Here is a 19,601-nt window from a genome sequence, read left to right as displayed (position 1 = left end):
TTATAGAAGTACCTACGCCCGGCCCCCCGCGGACGGGGTTTCCGGGATGCGCGCGGCCGGCGACCAGGCGGAATACGCCAGCGCGGCCGCGCTGACCGCTGCGCCGCCGGCCGCCACCCCCAGCCAGCCCGCGTGGGTGTACAGCGCGGCCGAGGCCAGCGAACCCGCCGCCCCGCCGATGAAATAAGAAGTCATGTAACCAGCGGTGAGGCGGCTGCGGGCATCGGGACGCAGCCGGTAGATGGAGCTTTGGTTGGTAACATGCACGCCCTGGATCGCCATGTCGAGCACCAGGATGCCGACCAGCAGCGCCGTCAGTGAATGCTGGCCGAGCGCCAGCAGCCCCCATGAGCCGAGCAGCAGCGCCAGCCCGGCGCGGGTGGCCAGGTTGCCCAGGCCCCGGTCGCTGAGGCGGCCGTAGCGATTGGCGGCGACGGCGCCGGCCGCGCCGGCCAGGCCGAACAGGCCGATGGCGCCGTCGCTATAAGAATAGGGCGGATTGGCGAGCAGAAAGGTCAACGGCGTCCATAGCATGCTGAACGACGCGAAGATCAGCGCGCCCAGCACCGAACGGGCGCGGAACAGCGGCTCGCGCGCGTACAGGTGGAAAATCGACCCCAGCAGTCCGGCGTAGTGCAGGTTTACCGAGGTCTTGTAGCGCGGCAGCACGCGCCACAGCGCGCCCGCCATGGCCAGCATGAGCAGGGCCGCCACCCAGTAGACGATGCGCCAGCTGCCCAGGCCGGCCAGCATGCCGGCGAATGTGCGGGCTAGCAAAATGCCCAGCAGCAGCCCGCTCATGACCGTGCCGACCGCTTTGCCGCGCTGCTGGGGCGAGGCCAGGGTGGCCGCGAAGGGCACCAGCACCTGCGCCACGACAGACAGGAAACCCGTGATGGCGGTGCCCGCCAGCAACATCGCGGCGCTGGTGGAAAACGCCGATAGCAGCAGCCCCGCCGCGGCAAGCGCGGTCATGGCGCAGATCAGGGCGCGCCGTTCGATCATGTCGCCCAGCGGTACCAGCAGCAGCAGTCCGGCGGCGTACGAAAGCTGCGCGGTGGTGACGATGCCGCCGGCGGCCGTTTCGGAAAGGCCGAACTGTTGGCCGATGGTGTGCAGCAGCGGCTGCATGTAATAGTTGCTGGCGACGATGAGGCCGGTGGCCGCCGACATGAGCAGGATGATGGGGGTGGTCAGGGCGGGAGCGGCGTCGTGGCGGGAAGAATCGTGAGGCATCGGCAAGCGGGGAAGGCGGGGGGCGTGCGGGAGAAGATGCGATCCCGCGGAAAACGGCAAGGCCCGCCTCTTGCGAGACGGGCCTTGCCGATGAAGCTGCGCGACGGAGCGCTTATTGGGCGGCGTCTTTCAGCTTCTTGAGCGGGCGAACCTTGACCTTGACCGAAGCGGGCTTGGCCGGGAACCAGCGCTCTTCGCCGGTGAAGGGGTCTTTGCCGAAGCGCTTGGCCTTGGCGGGGACCTTTTGCACGGTGACCTTGAACAGGCCCGGCAGCGAGAATTCGCCGGCGCCCTTCTTGTCGACCGAGCCCAGCACGGCGCCTTCCAGGCCAGCCAGCACGGCCTTGACCGATTTGGCTTCCACGCCGGTTTGTTCAACCAGGTGAGCGATCAGTTGCGACTTGTTCAGCGCTTGCTTGATAGCGCGGGGAGCGGCAGCCGTTTTTTTCACGGCGGGCTTCTTGGCGGTTGCCTTCTTGGCCGGAGCCTTGGCGGCGGTCTTGCTGACTTTCTTGGCAGGAGCTTTTGCTTTGGTAGCCATGGTCGAAATCCGTATGTTTGAGGACACGAGATAGCGCGGCACCGAAGATCGGCACTTGGCACCTCGCGCCCGATGATAGCGGAACTTCGCATTCTCGCGAGTATTTCGGCGCGTTGTCGCCGCAAAACATGTTGTTTTCCCGACAATACGATGCGTTTTTGCATGTCGTGCAGGTCGGCATCGCCGCGGCCGTGCCACGGGCCAAAGCGGCTCGGTGCGCGTGCGGCGAGTCAGGTGAATGTAATTTGTATCGTGCTACGATACTTTCCCCACAGGACTGGCATGCCGCCGGTCCTGTTTCTTTTCGTCCGCTCCCTTCGTATGGCTCCCCCTGCACCTTTGTCTTCCGCCCGACCTCCCAGTTCGGCCCGCCTGGGCGATTTCACGACGGACCGCCGTGTCCTGCTGTTGATGTGCATGGCCGTGCTGGTCGGCCTGGCCGGCGTCGGTGCCGCCTGGGTACTGCTGCGCCTGATCGCGCTGTGCACCAACCTGGCCTACTACGGACGCTTTTCGTTCGAGAACCTGCCGATCGCCGGCAATACGCTGGGCTGGGCCGCCGTGGCGGTGCCGGTGGTGGGATGCATCATCATTGGCTTTATGGCGCGCTATGGTTCGGAGAAGATCCGCGGCCACGGCATTCCCGAGGCCATGGAGGCCATTTTGATCGGCAAGAGCCGCATCCAGCCCAAGGTGGCGGTGCTCAAGCCGCTGTCGTCGGCGGTGTCGATCGGCACTGGCGGCCCGTTTGGAGCGGAAGGGCCGATCATCATGACCGGCGGCGCCATTGGTTCGCTGCTCGCGCAGATGGTGCACATGAGTTCCAGCGAGCGCAAGACGCTGCTGGTGGCCGGCGCCGCCGCCGGCATGACCGCCGTGTTCGGCACGCCGGTGGCCGCCATTCTGCTGGCGGTGGAGCTGCTGCTGTTCGAATGGAAGCCGCGCAGCTTCTTGCCGGTGGCGGTGGCCGCCGTGGTGGCGGCCGCGGCCCGTCCGCTATTGTTCGACGCGGCGCCCATCTTTCCTTATTCAGGCGTGGGCCAGCCGTCGCTGCATCATGTGGTCGCCTGGGCCGCGGTGGGAATCATGGCCGGGCTGGGATCGGGCGTGCTGACCGCGCTGGTGTACGCGGCCGAAGATCTGTTCGAGAAGCTGCCGATCCACTGGATGTGGTGGCCCGCCATCGGCGGCCTGGTCATCGGGCTGGGCGGCCTGATCGAGCCCGCGGCGCTGGGCGTGGGCTACGACAACATCATCGACCTGCTGGCGGGCAAGCTGGCGTTGCAGGCCGTGTTGTTGCTGCTGGTGGTGAAGGTGGTGATCTGGTCGGTGGCGCTGGGTTCCGGCACCTCGGGCGGCGTGCTGGCGCCACTGCTGATTTTCGGTGGCGCGCTGGGCGCGCTGGCTACGCCCGCGTTGCCACATGCCGACCCCGGATTCTGGGCGCTGCTGGGCATGGCCGCCATGATGGGCGGCACCATGCGCGCGCCGCTCACCGCGACCCTTTTCGCGGTAGAGCTGACTGGTAATTTCAGCGTGCTGCTGCCGGTGTTGACGGCCTGCGCGTTCGCCTACGGCCTGACGGTGCTGTTGCTCAAGCGCTCGATCCTGACCGAGAAGATTGCGCGCCGCGGTCATCACATTACGCGCGAATACCATGTGGACCCGTTCGACCTGGTGCGGGTGTCGGCGGTCATGACCACGAAGGTCGAGACGCTGCCGGCTTCAATGCGCGTGGCTGACGCCGTGGCGCATTTCACCACGGCCGAGCGGCGTCACACGTCGTATCCGGTGGTGGACGGGCAGGGCGTGGTGGTGGGCGAGATCACGCGCGCCGACAGCCTGGCGTGGACGCTGGAAGACGAAGATAATGCGCGGCTGCTGGGCGAGATGGTGGCGCATCGTGAACTTTTCGTCGGCTATCCGGACGAACTTGCCAGCCAGGCGGCCGACCGCATGGCCTTGACGGGGGTGGGCCGCCTGCCTATCGTCGAGCGCGCGACCGGCCGCCTGGTGGGGCTGGTGGGCCGCAAAGACCTGCTGCGCGTGCGGGCCGGCCGGCTGCGCGACGAGCGCGAGCGCACCGCATACTTCCGTTGGCGCAGCGCGCGCCGCCGTCCGGCCGATACCCTGTAGGAGTTCCCTTGATCAAGAAAATTTGCGCGAGCCTGTTGCTGGCCGTGGCCAGCCTGGCCAGCGCGCAGGCGCAAGTGGCGCCGCCGGTCACCGCCAAGGCGTGGATGCTGCTGGATGCCACGAGCGGCCAGGAAATGGCGTCGTTCAATGCCGACACCCGGGTCGAGCCGGCGTCGCTGACCAAGGTAATGACGGCTTACCTGGTGTTCCAGGCGCTGCGCGACGGGCGACTGTCCACCCAGCAGCTGGTGACTGTGTCGACGCGTGCCTGGAAGGTGGCGCCCGGCAGTTCCAAGATGTTCCTGGAACCCGGCAAGCGCGTTTCGGTGAACGACCTGTTGTTCGGGCTGCTGGTGCAGTCGGGCAATGACGCGGCCATTGTGCTGGCCGAGGCAGTGTCGGGCTCGGTCGAGGCCTTCGTGCAGCGCATGAACCAGCAGGCTGCCCAGATGGGCCTGCGAGACACGCACTTTGCCAGCCCGCACGGCCTGCCCGATCCGGGCACGTATTCCACCGCGCGCGACCTGGCGCTGCTGGCCCGCCGCCTGGTGCGCGACTACCCGGATCTGTACAAGACTTACGATTCGGCGCGCACCTTCACGTACAACAATATCTCGCAGCCTAACCGCAACCGGTTGCTGTGGCTGGACCCCAGCGTCGACGGCCTGAAAACGGGCCATACCGATGCCGCCGGCTACTGCCTGATCGCCTCGGCCGAGCGGCCCGACGGCCAGTCGCGCCGGCGCCTGATTTCGGTGGTGATGGGCACGGCGTCGGACAAGCTGCGCACCGAAGAAAGCCGGGTCTTGCTGAACTGGGGTTTCCAGAACTTCAAGACGATCAAGTTGTATGCTAAGGGGCAGGCCGTAGAGTCGCCACAGGTCTGGAAGGGCGAGCGCGACACGGTGCGCATCGGCGTAGCCAACGATGCCTACATTACCGCGCCGGTGTCGGCCGAAGTAAAGCCGGTGGTGACCCGCCGCCAGCCACTGGTGGCGCCGATCGCCGCACAGGACCAGGTTGGCTCGCTGCAGGTGCTGGTCGATGGCAAGCCCGCGATGCAATGGCCGGTGGTGGCGCTGGACGCCGTGCCGCAGGCCGGCCTGGTGGGCCGCGCCTGGGACTCCGTGCGGCTCTGGTGGCACGAGCATATGGGATAACGGCGCGCGGCGCCTGACGAGGGCAGAATCATGGCAGTGGGCATTCCTGGATTTTCATCGCCGGCCGTCGGGCCGGAAGCGCCGCTGGCGCTGCTGTCCGCCTGCCATGAACGCGTGGGCCGCCAGTGCGCCACGCTGCGGCGCCTGGCGGCCCACGTCGCCGCGCACGGCGCGGATGCTGCCGCCCAGACCGCGGCGGGCAGCGTGCTGCGGTACTTCGACACCGCGGCCGTGCATCATCACAGCGACGAAGAAGAAGACCTGTTTCCCGCGCTGATCGAATCCATGGCGGGCTCTGATGCCTATTGCCTGCACGCGCTGGTCGACGGCCTGACACAGGAACATCGCCAGCTCGAAGCCGCGTGGCGCGGACTGCACGGCCCGCTGCAGGCAGTAAGCGCCGGACAGCCGGCCGAGCTGGACGCGGACCGCGTCGAGGCATTCTGCAATTTGTACGCCGCGCACATCCAGCGTGAAGAAGACGAGTTGTTGCCCATGGCCGCGCGCTTGCTCGACGACCATGCGCTGGCCGACATAGGCCGCGCCATGCGCGCCCGGCGCGGCGGCGAGGCAGGCTGAGCCGACGGGCCCGCGGGCGGCGCATTGCGCGCGCCAGGCGAAGGGTTTACGCTTAGGCCCCGCCGGGCGGTCGCCCGGTACATCAGATATGTAAACAATGGGGGCGGCGCGGCGCGTGAGCAAGCTGGCAAGCAGGTTATTCGGCACGTGGGTCGATGATATCGGGCCCGCCACGCTGCGTGCCGACGCACTGGCAGGCCTGCTGGGCGCCTTGCTCGTGTTGCCGCAGGGCGTGGCCTTCGCCACGCTGGCGGGCCTGCCGCCCGAATATGGCCTGTACTCGGCCATCGTGCCCTGTGTGGTGGCGGCGCTGTTCGGTTCCAGCCGCCATGTCATGTCGGGCCCCACTAACGCCAATTCGCTGGCGCTGTACGCGGTGCTGGCGCCTTTGGCCGCGGCCGGCAGCTCGGCCTACATACAGCTGGCGCTGGCCGTCACCATCCTGGTGGGCATTTTGCAGTGGCTGGTGGGCACGTTGCGGCTGGGCTCGCTGGCCAATTTCATTTCTCCATCGGCGCTGTTCGGCTTTACCAGCGGCGCCGCGCTGCTGATCGCGGTGCATGCCCTGAAAGACGCGCTGGGCCTGGACGGCATCCACGCACACGCCGCCGGCGCGGTGCTGCTGGGCGTGGCGCGCGGACTGGGCTCGCTGCACTGGGGGGCGCTGCTGGTGGCGGCGGCCACCATCGCGGCCTCGGCGCTGGCGCGCCGCTGGGACCGCCGCAAACCCTATATGCTGATCGGGCTGGCCGTCGGCACGGCGCTGGCGGCGGGGCTGAATGCCTGGGTGTTCGAAGCGGCCGGCCGGCCGATTTCGGTGCTTGGCGCGCTGGCGCAACCCTGGCCGCCGTTCCATGTGCCGGATATCGAGTGGGGCAAGCTGCCCGACCTGCTGGGCCTGGCATTCGCGCTGTCCATCGTGGCGCTGGCGCAGTCCATATCTATCGCCAAGGCGGTGGCGGCGCGCTCGGGTCAGATCATCGATGCCAACCGCGAATTCATCGGGCAGGGCCTGTCGAATATTGTCGGCGGATTTTTTTCTTCGTATCTGTCCTGCGGCTCGCTGAACCGTTCCATACCGAATTTCGAATCCGGCGCGCGCACGCCCATGGCGGCGGTATTCGCGGCGGTGCTGCTGGTAGCGTTGGTGATGGCCAGCGCGCCGCTGCTGGCCTTGATTCCCCACGCCGCGATCGCCGGCCTGCTGATGCTGGTGGCCTGGAACTTGCTGGAGCTGCCGCGCTGGCGGCATGTGGCGCGCGTGCAGCGCAGCGAATGCATGATTGCGCTGGCCACACTGGTGGCCACAGTGACCATCCGCATGGAAATCGCCATCTTGCTGGGCACGCTGCTGTCGCTGCTGGCCTATCTGCACCGGACCTCGCGCCCCGCCATGCGCACCATGGGTTTCGACGCGCACGATCCGGATCGCCATTTCGCCGTGCTGGAAGGCCGGCCCGATGCCTTGCCCGAATGCCCGCAACTGAAACTGCTGCGTATGGAGGGGTCTGTTTACTTCGGGGCGGTGGCGCACGTGGCCGACCGGCTGCAGACGTTGCGCGCGGCGCCGGATGCGCCGCGTCACCTGCTGATAATGGCCAAGAGCATGAACTTCATTGACCACGCCGGCGCGCTGCTCTGGGAAGACGAGTTGCGCAAGCGGCGCGAAGCCGGTGGCGACCTGTATTTTCACCGGCCCCGCCCCGAGGTCGTGCAAATGTGGCGGCGGCTGGGGTTCATCGAGCGGCTGGGCGAAGACCACATATTTCCGGACAAGCACACGGCCATAGCCGATATCTACATGCGCCTGGACCCGGACGTCTGCGCCGGCTGCACCGCGCGCATTTTCCGCGAATGCGGGCCGCTGGGCCACGCGGGGCAGCGCGCGTGCGGCAATCAGGCGCCCGCGTCGACCGGTTCGCTGCCCAGGTAAGCGGCCTTGACGCGGGCGTCGGCGGCAATGGCGGCTGGCGCGTCGTCGGCCAGCACCTGGCCGCGCACCAGCACCACGATGCGGTCGGCATGCTGGAACACCACGTCCAGGCTGTGCTCGGTAAACAGTACGGCGATGCCGCGCGTGTCGGCCAGGCTGCGGGTCAGGCGCATCAGCGCGTGGCGCTCGGCGGCGGCCATGCCCGCGGTGGGCTCGTCCATGAGCAGCAGGCGCGGCGCGTGCGCCAGGGCCATTGCCAGTTCGACGCGCTTGACGTCGCCATAGGCCAGTTCCCCACACGGGCGTTGCGCCTGGCTGGCCATGCCGACCTGTTCCAGCAGCGCCAGGGCTTCGTCGGCGCCGTGGCGGTCGGCGCGGCGCCAGCCGTCGAACAGGCGGCGATCACGCGCCAACAGGGCAGTCTGCACGTTTTCCCGGGCGCTCATCGAACGAAAGGTGGCCGCTGTCTGGAAAGTGCGGCCCACGCCCTGGCGCCATATCTGCTGGGGGCGCAGCCCGACCAGTTCGCGTCCGCCGAGCAGCACCGAGCCGGCGTCGGGGCGCATCTGCCCGCTCAGTGCATTGAAGCAGGTGGACTTGCCGGCGCCGTTGGGGCCGATGAGCGCCAGCATGTGGCCGGCCGGCAAGGTGAACGAAACGCCGTCCAGCGCCTGGATGCCGCCGAATGACTTGCGCAGCCCGCGCACTTGCAGCAGCGGCGGCCTGCCAGGCGTGCCGTCGCGCCGCGCGCGCGCGTTAATGGGAAGGCCGGACGAGGAAAGGCCGGACGGGTTCATGGCGCACCTGCGGGATTGCGCCGTGCGATGCCGGCCAGGCCGTCAGGCCGCGCCATCACGAGCGCCAGCACCGCCAGGCCCAGTACGGCGTGCCAGTATTCGGTCAGGCGCGCGGCGGTGTCTTGCAGCCAGGTGTAGGCGGCCGCGCCAGCCAACGGGCCGGCCAGCGCCTGCACGCCGCCCAGCAGCACCATGACCAGCCCGTCGACCGAGCGGCCCACGCCCAGCACGTCGGGCGCGATGCTGCCCTTGGAAAACGCGTACAGCGAGCCGGCCAGGCCGGCGGCCATGGCGGCGGCGGTGAAGCCGGCCCATTGCACGCGCTGCACGTCGATGCCAATGGCCTGTGCGCGCAGCGCCGAGTCGCGCGCGCCGCGCAGAGCATAGCCCAGCGGCGAGAACACCAGACGCCGCAGCCAGGCGATGCCGGCTGCGCACAGGGCCAGGCTGGCGTAGTAATAGGCCAGGCCGCTGCTCAGCCAGTCGGAGGGCCACAGGCCGATGAGCCCGTTGCTGCCGCCAGTGACGCTGTCCCATTGGTAGACCAGAGCCCACAGGATCTGCGCCACCGCCAGCGTCAGCATGGCCAGGTAGACGCCCGACAGCCGCACGCAGAACCAGCCGAACAACAGGGCGCCCAGTGCGGCCGCCAGCGGGCCGGCCAGCAGCGCGGCCTCCATGGGCAGCGCCGCCAGCTTCAGCAACAAGGCCGCGCCGTAAGCGCCCAGCCCGAACCAGGCGGCATGTCCGAACGAGGTCATGCCGGCCGGGCCGATCAGGAAGTGCAGGCTGGCCGCGAACAACGCGGCGATCAGGATTTCAGTGAATAGCACGGTCAGGTAGGGCCAGGCGGCCGTGGCGAGCGGCAGGGCCAGCAAGGCGAGCAGCAGCGCGCCGTAGGCCAGCCGCACGCGCCGCGAGGCGGGCGCCAATGGCCGCGCGACGGCCGCGGCCGCGCCGGCGGGCTCGGGCGGCTTGCCGAGCAGGCCCCAGGGCCGCAGCACCAGCACGACCGCCATGACCGCGAACTCGGCCACCAGCGTGAGCTTGGACAGGTTGAACGTCCAGGGGCCGATCTGGGTTTGGCCGGCATATACGAACACGGCCTTGGCCAGGCAGATCAGCAGGGCGGCCAGGAATGCGCCGGGCACCGAGCCCAGCCCGCCCACCACCACGACCACGAAGGCGCTGGCTATGATTTCGAGGTCGAGTCCGAGCGTGGCGGGCGTGCGCGGCGCCGCCATGGCGCCGCCCAGCCCGGCCAGGAACGCGCCCAGCGCGAACGCCGAGGTGAACAGCCATGCCTGGTTCACGCCCAGCGCCGCCAGCATGCTGCGGTTTTCGGCCGCGGCCCGCAGCAGCCGGCCCCAGCGGGTGCGCATCAGCAGCAGCCACAGCAGGCCCAGCACCAGCGGGCCCAGCGCGATCAGCAACAGGTCATACTGCGGAAAGCGCCGGCCCAGGATCTCGACGGCGCCGCCCAGCCCGGGGGCGCGCGCGGCGAACAGATCGGCGGGGCCCCACAGCGCGAGGGCCGCGTCGCCGATGATCAGGACCAGCGCGAACGTGGCCAGCAGCTGGAAAAGCTCGGGCGCGTGGTAGATGCGCCGCAGGACCAGTATTTCGATGGCGGCGCCCAGTCCGCCCACGGCCAGGGCCGCCAGCGGCAGCGCGGCCCAATAACCCAGCGCCGAGCCGCCCAGCCACGCGGTGAGCGTGCAGGCCAGGTACACGCCCAGCATGTAGAAAGACCCGTGGGCGAAGTTGACGATCCGGGTGACGCCGAAGATCAGCGACAACCCGGCGGCCACCAGGAACAACGCGCTGGCGTCGGCCAGCCCGTTGAGCAGCTGCAGCAGCAGGCCGGTGAGGTTCATCAGGGCGCGGGGCGCAGTTGCCGCACGTACTGGTCGGGCGGCTGCAGGCGGCTGCCATCAAGGTAAGAGAAGTCTTTCATGATGCCCTGGCCGTCTTGCAGCGCGGTTACGCCCACGAACACGCCCATGGTCGACTGGTGGTCGATGGCGCGGTAAGTGACCGGGCCGAAGGGCGTGTCGACCTGCAGGCCGGCGAACGCGTCGACCAGTTTCTCGGTGTCGGTGCTGCCGGCCCGCTTCAGGCCTGCCGCGATCGACATCAGCGAGGCATAGCCCACCACCGAACCGACCTTGGGCGTTTCGTTGTAGCGCTTGCGGTAGGCCTCGGCGAAGGCTTTGTGCTCGGGCGTGTCGATGGCGTACCAGGGGTAGCCGGTGACGATCCAGTCCGTGGGGCTGTCGGCGCCCAGGGGCTCGAGGTATTCGGGTTCGCCGGTCAGCAGCGACACCACCGCGCGGTTTTCGAACAGGCCGCGCGTATTGCCTTCGCGCACGAAGCGGGTCAGGTCGGCGGCGAACAGCACGTTGAATATGGCATCGGGCTTGGCGTCGGCCAGCGCCTGCACGACCGCGCCGGCGTCGATCTTGCCCAGCGGCACCGCTTGTTCGGCGACGAATTCGATGTTCGGCTGGAACGAGGTCATCATGGCCTTGAAGGTGGCCACGGCGGACTGCCCGTATTCGTAGTTCGGGTACACCAGCGCCCAGCGCTGCTTGCGCAGCGCCAGGGCCTTGGGCGCCAGCGCCGCCACGTGCATCCAGGTGGAGGGGCGCAGCCGGTAGGTGTAGCGGTTGCCGTCATGCCACGTGATCTTGTCGGTCAGGGGTTCGGCCGCCAGGAAGAACACTTTGCGTTGCTTGGCGAAATCGGCCAGCGCCAGGCCGGTGTGCGACAGAAAGCCGCCGAACAGCAGGTCGACTTTTTCGCGGGTGATCAGCTCCTGTGCGGCGCGCACCGAATCGCCCGGATTGCCGTTGTCGTCGCGCCAGATGACCTGCAAGGGGCGCCCCAGCACACCGCCTTGGGCGTTGATCTGTTCCAGCGCCAGTTGCCAGCCCTTCTTGTAGGGGGCGAGAAAGGCGGGAATTGCCTTGTAGCTGTTGATTTCGCCGATGCGGATGGGCGGGGCTGCGTTCTTGGCGTGGGCCGCGGGCAGCATGGCCAGCGCGGCCGCGAACGCGGCGCAGCGCAACAGAGTCGGGATTCGGAACATGGCGGTGAGGCAGTGCGGGTAAAGTGACGGGGGACAGCCGAAAAAAAACGGCCCCGCGACAGGCAGGGCCGTATAACTATACTCAAAACCAGCGAAATTACTTCAGCTTGGTTTCTTTGTAGTCGACATGCTTGCGAGCGACCGGATCAAATTTCTTGATCAGCATCTTTTCGGGCATGTTGCGCTTGTTTTTGGTGGTGGTGTAGAAGTGGCCCGTGCCGGCGGTGGACTCGAGCTTGATTTTTTCGCGGATACCTTTGGCCATGTCGTGCTCCTAGATGGTGATGAGGGCGGGCCGATCAGGCCAGTTCGCCACGGGCGCGCAGGTCGGCCAGGACGGCGTCGATGCCGTTCTTGTCGATGATGCGGATGGCCTTGGCGGAAACACGCAGGCGAACCCAGCGGTTTTCGCTTTCAACCCAGAACCGGCGCGATTGCAGGTTGGGCAGGAAACGACGCTTGGTCTTGTTGTTGGCGTGCGAGACGTTGTTGCCCGTCATCGGGCCTTTGCCAGTAACTTGGCATACGCGTGCCATGGTTTTTACCTCTAATTCTGGCCGCGCATGGGGAAAGGAAAGACAGGTAGATGGGCCGAGGCCCGTGCTTATACCCGCTGCCTGCCGCCCCCCTATACACGGGTTGGGTGGTGGTCGAAAGTGGCAGCCGCAAAGCATAGCGACTACTCACGGGAAAACTTCATGTGAAGCTCGCCATTCTAATACAAAAAAACCAAAGAAATCAAGCCAAAGGGCGCTTCAGGTTGCGGGCGACGCGGCCAGCCAGCCACGACAGGGTGGCGCAGCAGGCCAGAACGGTGGCCAGCGGCAGGGGGCCGGCGGCCTGCCAGGCGCTGACCACGAAGCCGGCCGCGGCCCCGCATGACAGCTGCAGAGTGCCCAGCAGCGCCGATCCCGCGCCCAGCCGCGCGCCCTGTTCGGACAGGGCCAGCGCGGCTGAGTTCGGGTTGACGAAGCCTTGGCTGAACATGTAGCCGATCAGGCAGGCCATCAGCAGGGGCAGGGTCATGAGGCCGGCCAGGGCCAGGGCCAGGGCCGCCAGGCTGGCCACGGCCAGCGCGGTCAGGGCGCCGCGCTGCAGCTGCAGCGGAGTGTAGGTGCGCAGCAGCCGCGCGCTGACCTGCGAGCCGATGATCAGACCCGCGGCATTGGCGCCGAACAGCAGGCCGTAGTGCTGCGGATCGACGCCATACAGCTCGATGAACAGGCGCGGCGAACTGATGATGTAGGCGAACATGCCGGCCTGGCCGAAGCCGCCCGCCAGGCTGTGCGCCATAAAGCCGCGGTGGCACAGCAACGCGGCGTAATTGCGGGCGATGGACGAGGCGCTGAGCGGCTGGACGCGCTCCGGCGCCAGCGATTCCTGCATGATCAGGGCGGTGGCGGCCATCAGGGCCAGCGCCCCGGCCGCCATCAGCCAGAACAGGCTGCGCCAGCCCATCACCGCCAGCAGTTGGCCGCCCGCCAGCGGCGCCAGGATCGGCGCGAGCCCCATGATGAGCATCAGCAGCGACATGGCGCGCGCGGCATCCTGGGTTTCGTAGTGGTCGCGGATCACCGCGCGCGGGATCACCACCCCCGCGGCCCCGCCCAGCGCCTGCAGCACCCGCCAGAGGATCAGCATCTGCACGCTGCCGGCCAGCGCGCAACCCAGCGAGGCAACGGTATACAGCGCCAGGCCCGCCAGTACCGGTTTCTTGCGCCCGTAGCGGTCGGCCAGCGGGCCGTACACCACCTGGGCCAGGGCCAGCCCGATCAGGTAGGCCGCCAGCGTGCGCTCGACCTCGCCGCGCGACACCTGCAGGCTGTCGGCCATGGCCGGAAAAGCCGGCAGGTACATGTCGATGGAGAACGGTCCGATGGCCGTCAGCGTGCCCATCAGGATGAGCCAGCCGGGCAGGCTGCGCGACAGGGATTGCGGTAGCATGAGGCGGGGGATGGATAACTGCCGCCCGAGGAAACGGGGACGAGCGGCAAGCCGACGACTGTATCACGGGTTGCAGGCTCTTACGGTCTGCGGGCGTTTCCGATAAAGTTGCCGGGTTCTTTCATGTATGTCGGGGAGAAGCTGTGAATCCTTTGCTGTCTGTTGTAGAACGCAAATTGCAGTCCTTGCCGGTTTCCGTGCAGATGGAACTGCCCGATGGCACCACGCTCGGCCAGGCCGACCCGCAGGTTCGCTTCGTGGCCCGCGACAAGGCCGCCCTGGCTCATCTGGCCGAAGGGGCCGTCGGGGTGCTGGGCCAAGACTACGTCGAAGGCCGCATCGATATACAGGGCAACATGCGCCACGTCATGCAAGCGGCCTCGGCGCTGCTGCCGGGATCGCCGGTCGACGCCGCGCGCGGCGGCTGGCTGACCGAACTGGTGCGCAAGGTGATTTCGGTCTGGCGCCATTCGATCGAGCGCGACGCCAAGCAGATCGAATTCCATTATGACCTGTCCGATGACTTCTACGCCCTGTGGCTCGACCCGCGCCGGGTCTATTCCTGCGCCTACTACCGCACGCCGGACATGAGCCTGGCGCAGGCGCAAGAGGCCAAGCTCGACCACATCTGCCGCAAGTTGCGCCTGCGGGCCGGCGAGCGGTTCCTGGATGTGGGCGCCGGCTGGGGCGGGCTGCTGCTGTGGGCGGCCGAGAACTACGGGGTCGACGCCACCGGCATTACCCTGTCGCGCAACCAGCATGCCTACGTCAATAAGCTCATCCAGGAAAAAGGCCTGGCGGGCCGGGTGCGCATGGAGCTGCTCGACTATCGCAAGCTCGACGAATCGCAACCCTACGACAAGCTGGCGTCGGTGGGCATGTTCGAACACGTGGGCAGGGCGCAGCTGCCGGGCTATTTCGCCAAGCTGCGCCGGCTGGTCAAGCCGGGCGGGCTGATCATGAACCATGGCATCACGGCTGCGGGCCTGTACAACGCCGAGCTGGGCAGCGGCATGGGCGAGTTCATCGAAAAGTACATTTTCCCGGGCGGCGAGCTTACGCACGTCAGCAGCGTCATGGAGGCCGTCACCAACGGCGGCCTGGAAGGGCTCGATGTGGAAAACCTGCGGCCGCACTACGCCCGCACCTTGTGGGCCTGGAGCGACGCCCTGGAAGCCCGGCTGGCCGAGGCGTCCCAGGTGCTGCAGGGCGAGCAGGGCGCCCGCTCGCTGCGCGCCTACCGGCTGTACCTGGCCGGCTGCGCCATGGCGTTCGAGCACGGTTGGATCGCGTTGCACCAGATCCTGGCCGCCAGCCCGCCGGCCATTGGCCGGCCCGACGAGCTCGACAATCCGCCCGACCTGGCCTACCCGTGGCGGCGTGACTATATATACGCTCAGGCCTGACCCGGCCCGGCCCGATGCCCGGCCCGCGAAGGGCGGGGCATCGGGGCAAACGTTGTCTGTTAGAAACTATAAGAAACTAAATATTTCAACGTTATGTTGCGCCGCAATACCGCGTGAATTGGGGCTGTAGCGCCGGTTCGTCAGTGGTTTCCCTAGGCAATTCTTGGCTATTTGTATCTGATCTTTTCTGATACAAGCTTGGTGTCCAGGGCAAAATCGGCTAAGATGCCGGCTTCTTCATTCAGTTTCATTCAATTTACTGTCAGTCCGATGCCAGCCATTCTGGCTATGCGTCGGCCCTGCTGTCTGAACAAGACCGTCGCCGCCACCGGCCTCGCGTCTTGCTGCTAGTGTCGGTTTGTATTGGCGGTTCTGCCCGTCTTCCGCACAACCCCCTTAGCTCCACGGCATAACACAGCGCTGTCCGCTGCCGTTGTGTCCCTGAACCTATGGAGGCAAAAGCCAATGCGTTTCACCCCTATTAAAACCCTGGCCGCCGCGGCGGTGTTTCTTGCGTTTGCCGGCACCGCCCAGGCGGCCGACGCTCCCCAGTGCGAGCTCGATCGCGCCGTGAAGTTCGGCGGCATGAACTGGGAGTCCAACCTGGTGCTGGTCGATATCGAACGCTTCATCATGGAAAAGGGCTACGGCTGCAAGACCGAAACCCTGCCCACCGAGACCCTGCCCGCGCTGGCCGCGCTGGAGCGCGGCGATCTAGACATCAACACCGAAATCTGGCTGAACAGCGTGTCGGCCCCCTGGGACAAGGCCGAGAAGACCGGCAAGGTCAAGCGTATCGGCGACGTCTACATGGGCGGCGAGGCATGGTTCATTCCGCGCTATACCGCCGAGCGCCTGCCGGAACTGAAGTCGGCCGCCGACCTGCCCAAGTTCAAGGACGAATTCAAGGACCCGGAAGAGCCCTCCAAGGGCCGCTTCTATGGTTGTCCGGCCGGCTGGGGCTGCGAAGTCGTCAGCACCAACCTGTTCCATGCGCTCAAGCTCGACGACACCTATACGCTGTATTCGCCCGGCACCGGCGCAGCCCAGAAGGCCGCCCTGATGTCGGCCTACAAGCGCAAGCAGAACGTGGTGTTCTACTATTGGTATCCCACCCCGCTGGTGGGCGCGCTGGATCTGGTCAAGCTGGAACTGCCGCCCTACGATGCGGAAAAGCATAAGTGCCTGACCGCGCCCAAGTGCGCGAACCCGCAGCCCAGCGCCTACCCCGAGAACCCGGTGTTCACCGCCGTCAATACCGAATTCTCGAAGCAGGCCCCCAAGCTGACCGAGTTCCTGTCCAAAGTCAGCATCCCGCTGCCCGAGGTCGACCAGACCCTGGCGCACATGGAAGAGTCCGGCGACGATTCGTCCGCCGTTGCCCAGTGGTTCCTGAAGAACAAGTCCGATGTCTGGACCAAGTGGGTGCCCGCCGAGGTCGCGACGCGCGTCCAGGCCGCGCTGTAAGCGGCAAGCAGGCCGCCGCGCCGCGCCGTGATGGCGCGCGCCGCCGGCCTGTCCGGCGTTTTGCCCGTGCGCGGCCAAGGCCGCGCGCCCCGGGCCCGCGCGCCGGGGGCGATGCGGCTGGCCGGCAACCGTCCGGCCGTATCGCCCGCGGCACGCTCGTAAGGAGTTGCCTATGTTTCCTGAAATTATCCCGCCGCGCGCCGTGCGCGGCGCCATCGACACATTCGTCGATCACCTCGTAACGCGCTATGCCGACACGCTGGAAGCGATGTCGCGCCCGTTCCTGGACGTACTTGTGTGGCTGGAGCACCTGCTGCGCAGCACGCCCTGGTGGATCGTGGTGGCGGCCACCATCGCCATCGCCTGGGGCGTGAGCCGCCGCATCGGCCTGAGCGTGGCCATGGGCGCGCTGCTGTGCGTCATCGGCCTGCTGGGCCTGTGGGATGCCGGCATGCAGACGCTGGCGCTGATGATCATGGCCGCCGGCCTGTCGGTCATTATCGGCATCCCGGTGGGCGTGCTGATGGCCCGCGCCAACTGGCTGCGCTCCATCATGCTGCCGCTGCTCGACGTCATGCAGACCATGCCGAGCTTCGTTTACCTGATTCCCGTGGTGATGCTGTTCGGGCTGGGCAAGATCCCGGCCATCATCGCCACCGTGATCTACGCCGTGCCGCCGCTGATCCGGCTGACCGACCTGGGCATCCGCCTGGTCGACCGCGAAGTGCTGGAAGCCTCGCGCGCGTTCGGCGCCTCGCCGCGCCAGCAGCTGTTCGGCGTGCAGCTGCCGCTGGCCCTGCCCAACATCATGGCCGGCATCAACCAGACCACCATGATGGCCCTGTCGATGGTGGTGATCGCTTCGATGATCGGCGCGCGCGGCCTGGGCTATGAAGTGCTGTTGGGCATCAACCGCCTGGAAGTCGGCCGCGGCCTGCTGGCAGGCCTGGGCATCGTGGTGCTGGCCGTGCTGTTCGATCGCATCACGCAGTCCTATGGGCATCGCGTACGCAAAGGAGGCCACCGATGAGCAAGATCGAGGTCAAGAACATTTACAAGGTCTTCGGTCCCAACCCCGGCAAATGGCTGGCGGCGGCGCAGCAAGGCATGAGCAAGGAAGACCTGCTGGCCAAGAGCGGCCATACGCTGGGCCTGCGCGACATCAGCCTGTCGATCGAAGAAGGCAGCATTTATGTGATCATGGGCCTGTCGGGCTCGGGCAAGTCGACGCTGATCCGCCATTTCAACCGGCTGATCGAACCCAGCGCGGGCCACATCCTGGTGGACGGCGTCGACGTCGTCAGCCTGGGCAAGCGCGAGCTGGAGACCTTCCGCCAGAAGAAAATGAGTATGGTGTTCCAGCGCTTCGGGCTGTTTCCGCATCGTTCGGTGCTGGACAACGCTGCCTACGGCCTGACCGTGCAAGGCGTGCCCAAGGCCGAGCGCGAGCAGCGCGCGCGCCGCTGGCTGGACCAGGTCGGCCTGAACGGCTTCGAGGCGCAGTATCCGCACCAGCTGTCGGGCGGCATGCAGCAGCGCGTGGGCCTGGCCCGCGCGCTGGCCACCGATGCCGAAATTCTGCTCATGGACGAGGCCTTCTCGGCGCTGGATCCGCTGATTCGCCGCGAGATGCAGGACCACCTGCTGCAATTGCAGGCCAAGCTGAACAAGACCATCGTGTTCATCACGCACGACCTGGACGAGGCCCTGCGCCTGGGCAACCGCATCGCCATCCTGAAAGACGGCGAACTGGTGCAGGAAGGCACGCCGGAAGACATTCTGCTGAATCCGGCCAATGACTATGTGCAGGCGTTCCTGCAGGACGTCAACCGCACCAAGGTGCTGAACGCGGCGCACGCGGTCAACCCTCCGCGCCTGACGCTGACCATGCGCTCGCGCCCGGCCCACGCGCTGGACCGCATGCGTGCGCTCAGCTTCGAATACGCCCCGGTGCTCGATGGCAAGCGGTTGGCCGGCGTGCTGACGGCCGACGTGGCGCAGCGCGCTGTCGAGGCCGGCGCGCGCGATGTGTCGGCGTTCGTCGAAGACCTGGCTTCGGTGCCGGCCACTGCCGGCCTGGATGAAGTGCTGGCCCGCCTGGTGCACAGCGACCAGCCCGTGGCCGTAACGGGCGAGGACGACGAGTTCATCGGTATGCTGTCACGCAAGAAGGTCGTGGACCTGGTCACGCCCGCGTCGGTCGAGCCGCAGCCCGAGGCCGAAGCCGGCCACGAGGAAACGGTCCCGAGCCGGTCCGCGGCGTGATGGTGGACGGTCAGGCGCCTGGCGCCTGACGTTTCACTATTTGTTTTAGTCGAGCCGCACGTTGGCGGCCTGCACCACGTCGCGCCAGCGCGCGATTTCGGCGCGGATATAGTCGCCGTATTCGCGTGGCGTGGCGCCCAGCGGCTGCGCGCCCTGGGCCGCCAGTTGCTTGAGCACGGCGGGCGATTGCAGGGCCTTGCGGATCTGCGCATTGAGCGCATCGACAATTTCCTGCGGCGTGCCGGCGGGCACCACCATGCCTTGCCACGCGCCCATCTCGAAATCGGGCACCACGGTTTCGGCCAGGGTGGGCGTGTCGGGCAATTGGGGGCTGCGCACCTTGCTGCTGACCGCCAGCGCTTTCAGCTTGCCTTCGCGCACGAAGCCCAGCGAATCGTTCAACGTGTTGGTCATGAACTGCACCTGGCCGCCGACCAGATCGGTCATGGCCGGCGCGCTGCCGCGGTAGGGCACGTGCACCGCTTGCACGCCTGCCGAGCGCAGGAACAGCAGGGCGCCCAGGTGCGTGACGTTGCCGGCGCCCGCCGAACCGTACGACAGTTTGCCGGGGTGCGCGCGGGCGTAGTCCACGAACTCGCGCACATTGCTCACCGGCACCGACGGGTGCGTCAGCAGCACCAGCGGGATCACAGCGGTGGAGGACACGGCGGCGAAATCCTTGACCGGATCGAACGGCAGGTCGCGGTACAGATTCGGGCTGAGCGCGATCGACGAAGTGTTGTACAGCACGGTATAGCCGTCAGGCTTGGCCGACGCGGCGTATTGCATGCCGATGTTGCCGTTGGCGCCGCCCTTGTTCTCGACCACGAAACTCTGGCCGGTCTGGTCGGCCAGTTGCTTGGCCAGCACGCGCGCGACCAGGTCAGTGGGGCCGCCAGGCGGGAACGGCACCACCACCGTGACGGGGCGTTCCGGCCAGGCCGCGCCTGCGGGCAGGGCGATTGTGGTGGAGCTGGCAATGGCCAGCGTGGCGAGGATCTTCAGGCAAGTTTTCATGTTGTCTCCTTTTGTCGTTGTTGCTTCTG

The 19,601-nt window shown here is 67.2% G+C and carries 17 protein-coding genes; 8 read left to right on the top strand and 9 right to left on the bottom strand.

From position 1 onward, the window contains the following. Positions 1 to 12 precede the first annotated feature (12 nt). Both BPET_RS16840 and BPET_RS16835 read right to left on the bottom strand, forming a co-directional pair. Positions 13 to 1,236 carry an MFS transporter gene (locus BPET_RS16840; RefSeq protein WP_012250222.1) on the bottom strand — a complete coding sequence of 408 codons (1,224 nt, stop codon included), beginning with the start codon at positions 1,234 to 1,236 and terminating at the stop codon, positions 13 to 15. 112 nt (positions 1,237 to 1,348) lie between these two features. Then, positions 1,349 to 1,777 (bottom strand): HU family DNA-binding protein, encoded by a 429-nt coding sequence (locus BPET_RS16835; RefSeq protein WP_012250221.1) that lies wholly within the window; start codon positions 1,775 to 1,777, stop codon positions 1,349 to 1,351. Positions 1,778 to 2,098: 321 nt separating this feature from the next. On the opposite strand from BPET_RS16835, the gene BPET_RS16830 reads away from it, so the two are divergent. From BPET_RS16830 to BPET_RS16815, 4 genes are all read left to right on the top strand, one after another. Then, the gene (locus BPET_RS16830; RefSeq protein WP_041863019.1) at positions 2,099 to 3,913 is read left to right on the top strand and encodes a chloride channel protein; all 1,815 of its coding nucleotides are present in this window, start codon (positions 2,099 to 2,101) and stop codon (positions 3,911 to 3,913) included. Between the two features lie 11 nt (positions 3,914 to 3,924). Continuing rightward, positions 3,925 to 5,073, top strand: coding sequence for a D-alanyl-D-alanine carboxypeptidase family protein (locus BPET_RS16825; RefSeq protein WP_041864092.1), 1,149 nt, complete (start codon positions 3,925 to 3,927; stop codon positions 5,071 to 5,073). Between the two features lie 30 nt (positions 5,074 to 5,103). After that, positions 5,104 to 5,652: a hemerythrin domain-containing protein gene (locus BPET_RS16820; protein WP_012250218.1), complete on the top strand. Its 549-nt coding sequence runs from the start codon at positions 5,104 to 5,106 to the stop codon at positions 5,650 to 5,652. A gap of 97 nt (positions 5,653 to 5,749) precedes the next feature. Further along, positions 5,750 to 7,585 (top strand): SulP family inorganic anion transporter, encoded by a 1,836-nt coding sequence (locus BPET_RS16815; protein ID WP_012250217.1) that lies wholly within the window; start codon positions 5,750 to 5,752, stop codon positions 7,583 to 7,585. Here BPET_RS16815 and BPET_RS16810 read toward each other — a convergent pair. The 6 genes from BPET_RS16810 to BPET_RS16785 all read right to left on the bottom strand — a co-directional run bounded on the left by BPET_RS16810 (position 7,549) and on the right by BPET_RS16785 (position 13,417). Further along, entirely contained in the window at positions 7,549 to 8,382 is an 834-nt protein-coding gene (locus BPET_RS16810) for an ABC transporter ATP-binding protein (protein ID WP_012250216.1), read from the bottom strand. The genes BPET_RS16815 and BPET_RS16810 overlap by 37 nt on opposite strands. After that, positions 8,379 to 10,259: an ABC transporter permease gene (locus tag BPET_RS16805; RefSeq protein ID WP_012250215.1), complete on the bottom strand. Its 1,881-nt coding sequence runs from the start codon at positions 10,257 to 10,259 to the stop codon at positions 8,379 to 8,381. Before BPET_RS16805 ends, BPET_RS16810 begins: the two co-directional genes overlap by 4 nt. Further along, positions 10,259 to 11,419 carry an ABC transporter substrate-binding protein gene (locus BPET_RS16800; RefSeq protein WP_041864086.1) on the bottom strand — a complete coding sequence of 387 codons (1,161 nt, stop codon included), beginning with the start codon at positions 11,417 to 11,419 and terminating at the stop codon, positions 10,259 to 10,261. Before BPET_RS16800 ends, BPET_RS16805 begins: the two co-directional genes overlap by 1 nt. A gap of 151 nt (positions 11,420 to 11,570) precedes the next feature. Beyond that, a complete protein-coding gene (gene rpmG, locus BPET_RS16795; protein WP_003810296.1) occupies positions 11,571 to 11,738 on the bottom strand; it encodes a 50S ribosomal protein L33 in 168 nt (55 codons plus the stop codon). Positions 11,739 to 11,772: 34 nt separating this feature from the next. Next, complete coding sequence (gene rpmB, locus BPET_RS16790; RefSeq protein WP_012250213.1) at positions 11,773 to 12,009, bottom strand: 50S ribosomal protein L28; 237 nt, start codon at positions 12,007 to 12,009, stop codon at positions 11,773 to 11,775. A gap of 202 nt (positions 12,010 to 12,211) precedes the next feature. Next, entirely contained in the window at positions 12,212 to 13,417 is a 1,206-nt protein-coding gene (locus BPET_RS16785; protein ID WP_012250212.1) for a multidrug effflux MFS transporter, read from the bottom strand. A 143-nt stretch (positions 13,418 to 13,560) separates the two neighbouring features. Between BPET_RS16785 and BPET_RS16780 the strand changes: the two genes are divergently transcribed. From BPET_RS16780 to BPET_RS16765, 4 genes are all read left to right on the top strand, one after another. Then, on the top strand, positions 13,561 to 14,823 hold the full coding sequence (locus tag BPET_RS16780) for a class I SAM-dependent methyltransferase (RefSeq protein WP_085970219.1): 1,263 nt from the start codon (positions 13,561 to 13,563) through the stop codon (positions 14,821 to 14,823). A gap of 465 nt (positions 14,824 to 15,288) precedes the next feature. Beyond that, on the top strand, positions 15,289 to 16,290 hold the full coding sequence (locus BPET_RS16775; RefSeq protein ID WP_012250210.1) for an ABC transporter substrate-binding protein: 1,002 nt from the start codon (positions 15,289 to 15,291) through the stop codon (positions 16,288 to 16,290). A 172-nt stretch (positions 16,291 to 16,462) separates the two neighbouring features. Continuing rightward, on the top strand, positions 16,463 to 17,320 hold the full coding sequence (locus tag BPET_RS16770; RefSeq protein WP_012250209.1) for an ABC transporter permease: 858 nt from the start codon (positions 16,463 to 16,465) through the stop codon (positions 17,318 to 17,320). Beyond that, positions 17,317 to 18,555, top strand: coding sequence for a quaternary amine ABC transporter ATP-binding protein (locus tag BPET_RS16765; protein WP_012250208.1), 1,239 nt, complete (start codon positions 17,317 to 17,319; stop codon positions 18,553 to 18,555). Before BPET_RS16770 ends, BPET_RS16765 begins: the two co-directional genes overlap by 4 nt. A 45-nt stretch (positions 18,556 to 18,600) precedes the next feature. Here BPET_RS16765 and BPET_RS16760 read toward each other — a convergent pair whose 3' ends face one another. Then, positions 18,601 to 19,572, bottom strand: a complete 972-nt coding sequence (locus BPET_RS16760; RefSeq protein ID WP_012250207.1) for a Bug family tripartite tricarboxylate transporter substrate binding protein — start codon at positions 19,570 to 19,572, stop codon at positions 18,601 to 18,603. Positions 19,573 to 19,601 lie beyond the last annotated feature (29 nt).

The organism is Bordetella petrii, assembly GCF_000067205.1.
GTDB classification, from domain to species: Bacteria; Pseudomonadota; Gammaproteobacteria; order Burkholderiales; family Burkholderiaceae_B; genus Bordetella_A; species Bordetella_A petrii.
This window is presented reverse-complemented; position numbering and strand designations above follow the sequence as displayed.

Coding starts and splice junctions, on each gene's coding strand:
- BPET_RS16835 (WP_012250221.1), bottom strand. CDS start 1,777: ATGGCTACCAAAGCAAAAGCTCCTGCCAAGAAAGTCAGCAAGACCGCC.
- BPET_RS16810 (WP_012250216.1), bottom strand. CDS start 8,382: ATGAACCCGTCCGGCCTTTCCTCGTCCGGCCTTCCCATTAACGCGCGC.
- BPET_RS16815 (WP_012250217.1), top strand. CDS start 5,750: ATGGGGGCGGCGCGGCGCGTGAGCAAGCTGGCAAGCAGGTTATTCGGC.
- BPET_RS16785 (WP_012250212.1), bottom strand. CDS start 13,417: ATGCTACCGCAATCCCTGTCGCGCAGCCTGCCCGGCTGGCTCATCCTG.
- BPET_RS16775 (WP_012250210.1), top strand. CDS start 15,289: ATGCGTTTCACCCCTATTAAAACCCTGGCCGCCGCGGCGGTGTTTCTT.
- rpmB (WP_012250213.1), bottom strand. CDS start 12,009: ATGGCACGCGTATGCCAAGTTACTGGCAAAGGCCCGATGACGGGCAAC.
- BPET_RS16770 (WP_012250209.1), top strand. CDS start 16,463: ATGTTTCCTGAAATTATCCCGCCGCGCGCCGTGCGCGGCGCCATCGAC.
- BPET_RS16805 (WP_012250215.1), bottom strand. CDS start 10,259: ATGAACCTCACCGGCCTGCTGCTGCAGCTGCTCAACGGGCTGGCCGAC.
- BPET_RS16840 (WP_012250222.1), bottom strand. CDS start 1,236: ATGCCTCACGATTCTTCCCGCCACGACGCCGCTCCCGCCCTGACCACC.
- BPET_RS16760 (WP_012250207.1), bottom strand. CDS start 19,572: ATGAAAACTTGCCTGAAGATCCTCGCCACGCTGGCCATTGCCAGCTCC.
- BPET_RS16800 (WP_041864086.1), bottom strand. CDS start 11,419: ATGCTGCCCGCGGCCCACGCCAAGAACGCAGCCCCGCCCATCCGCATC.
- BPET_RS16765 (WP_012250208.1), top strand. CDS start 17,317: ATGAGCAAGATCGAGGTCAAGAACATTTACAAGGTCTTCGGTCCCAAC.
- BPET_RS16830 (WP_041863019.1), top strand. CDS start 2,099: ATGGCTCCCCCTGCACCTTTGTCTTCCGCCCGACCTCCCAGTTCGGCC.
- rpmG (WP_003810296.1), bottom strand. CDS start 11,738: ATGGCCAAAGGTATCCGCGAAAAAATCAAGCTCGAGTCCACCGCCGGC.
- BPET_RS16820 (WP_012250218.1), top strand. CDS start 5,104: ATGGCAGTGGGCATTCCTGGATTTTCATCGCCGGCCGTCGGGCCGGAA.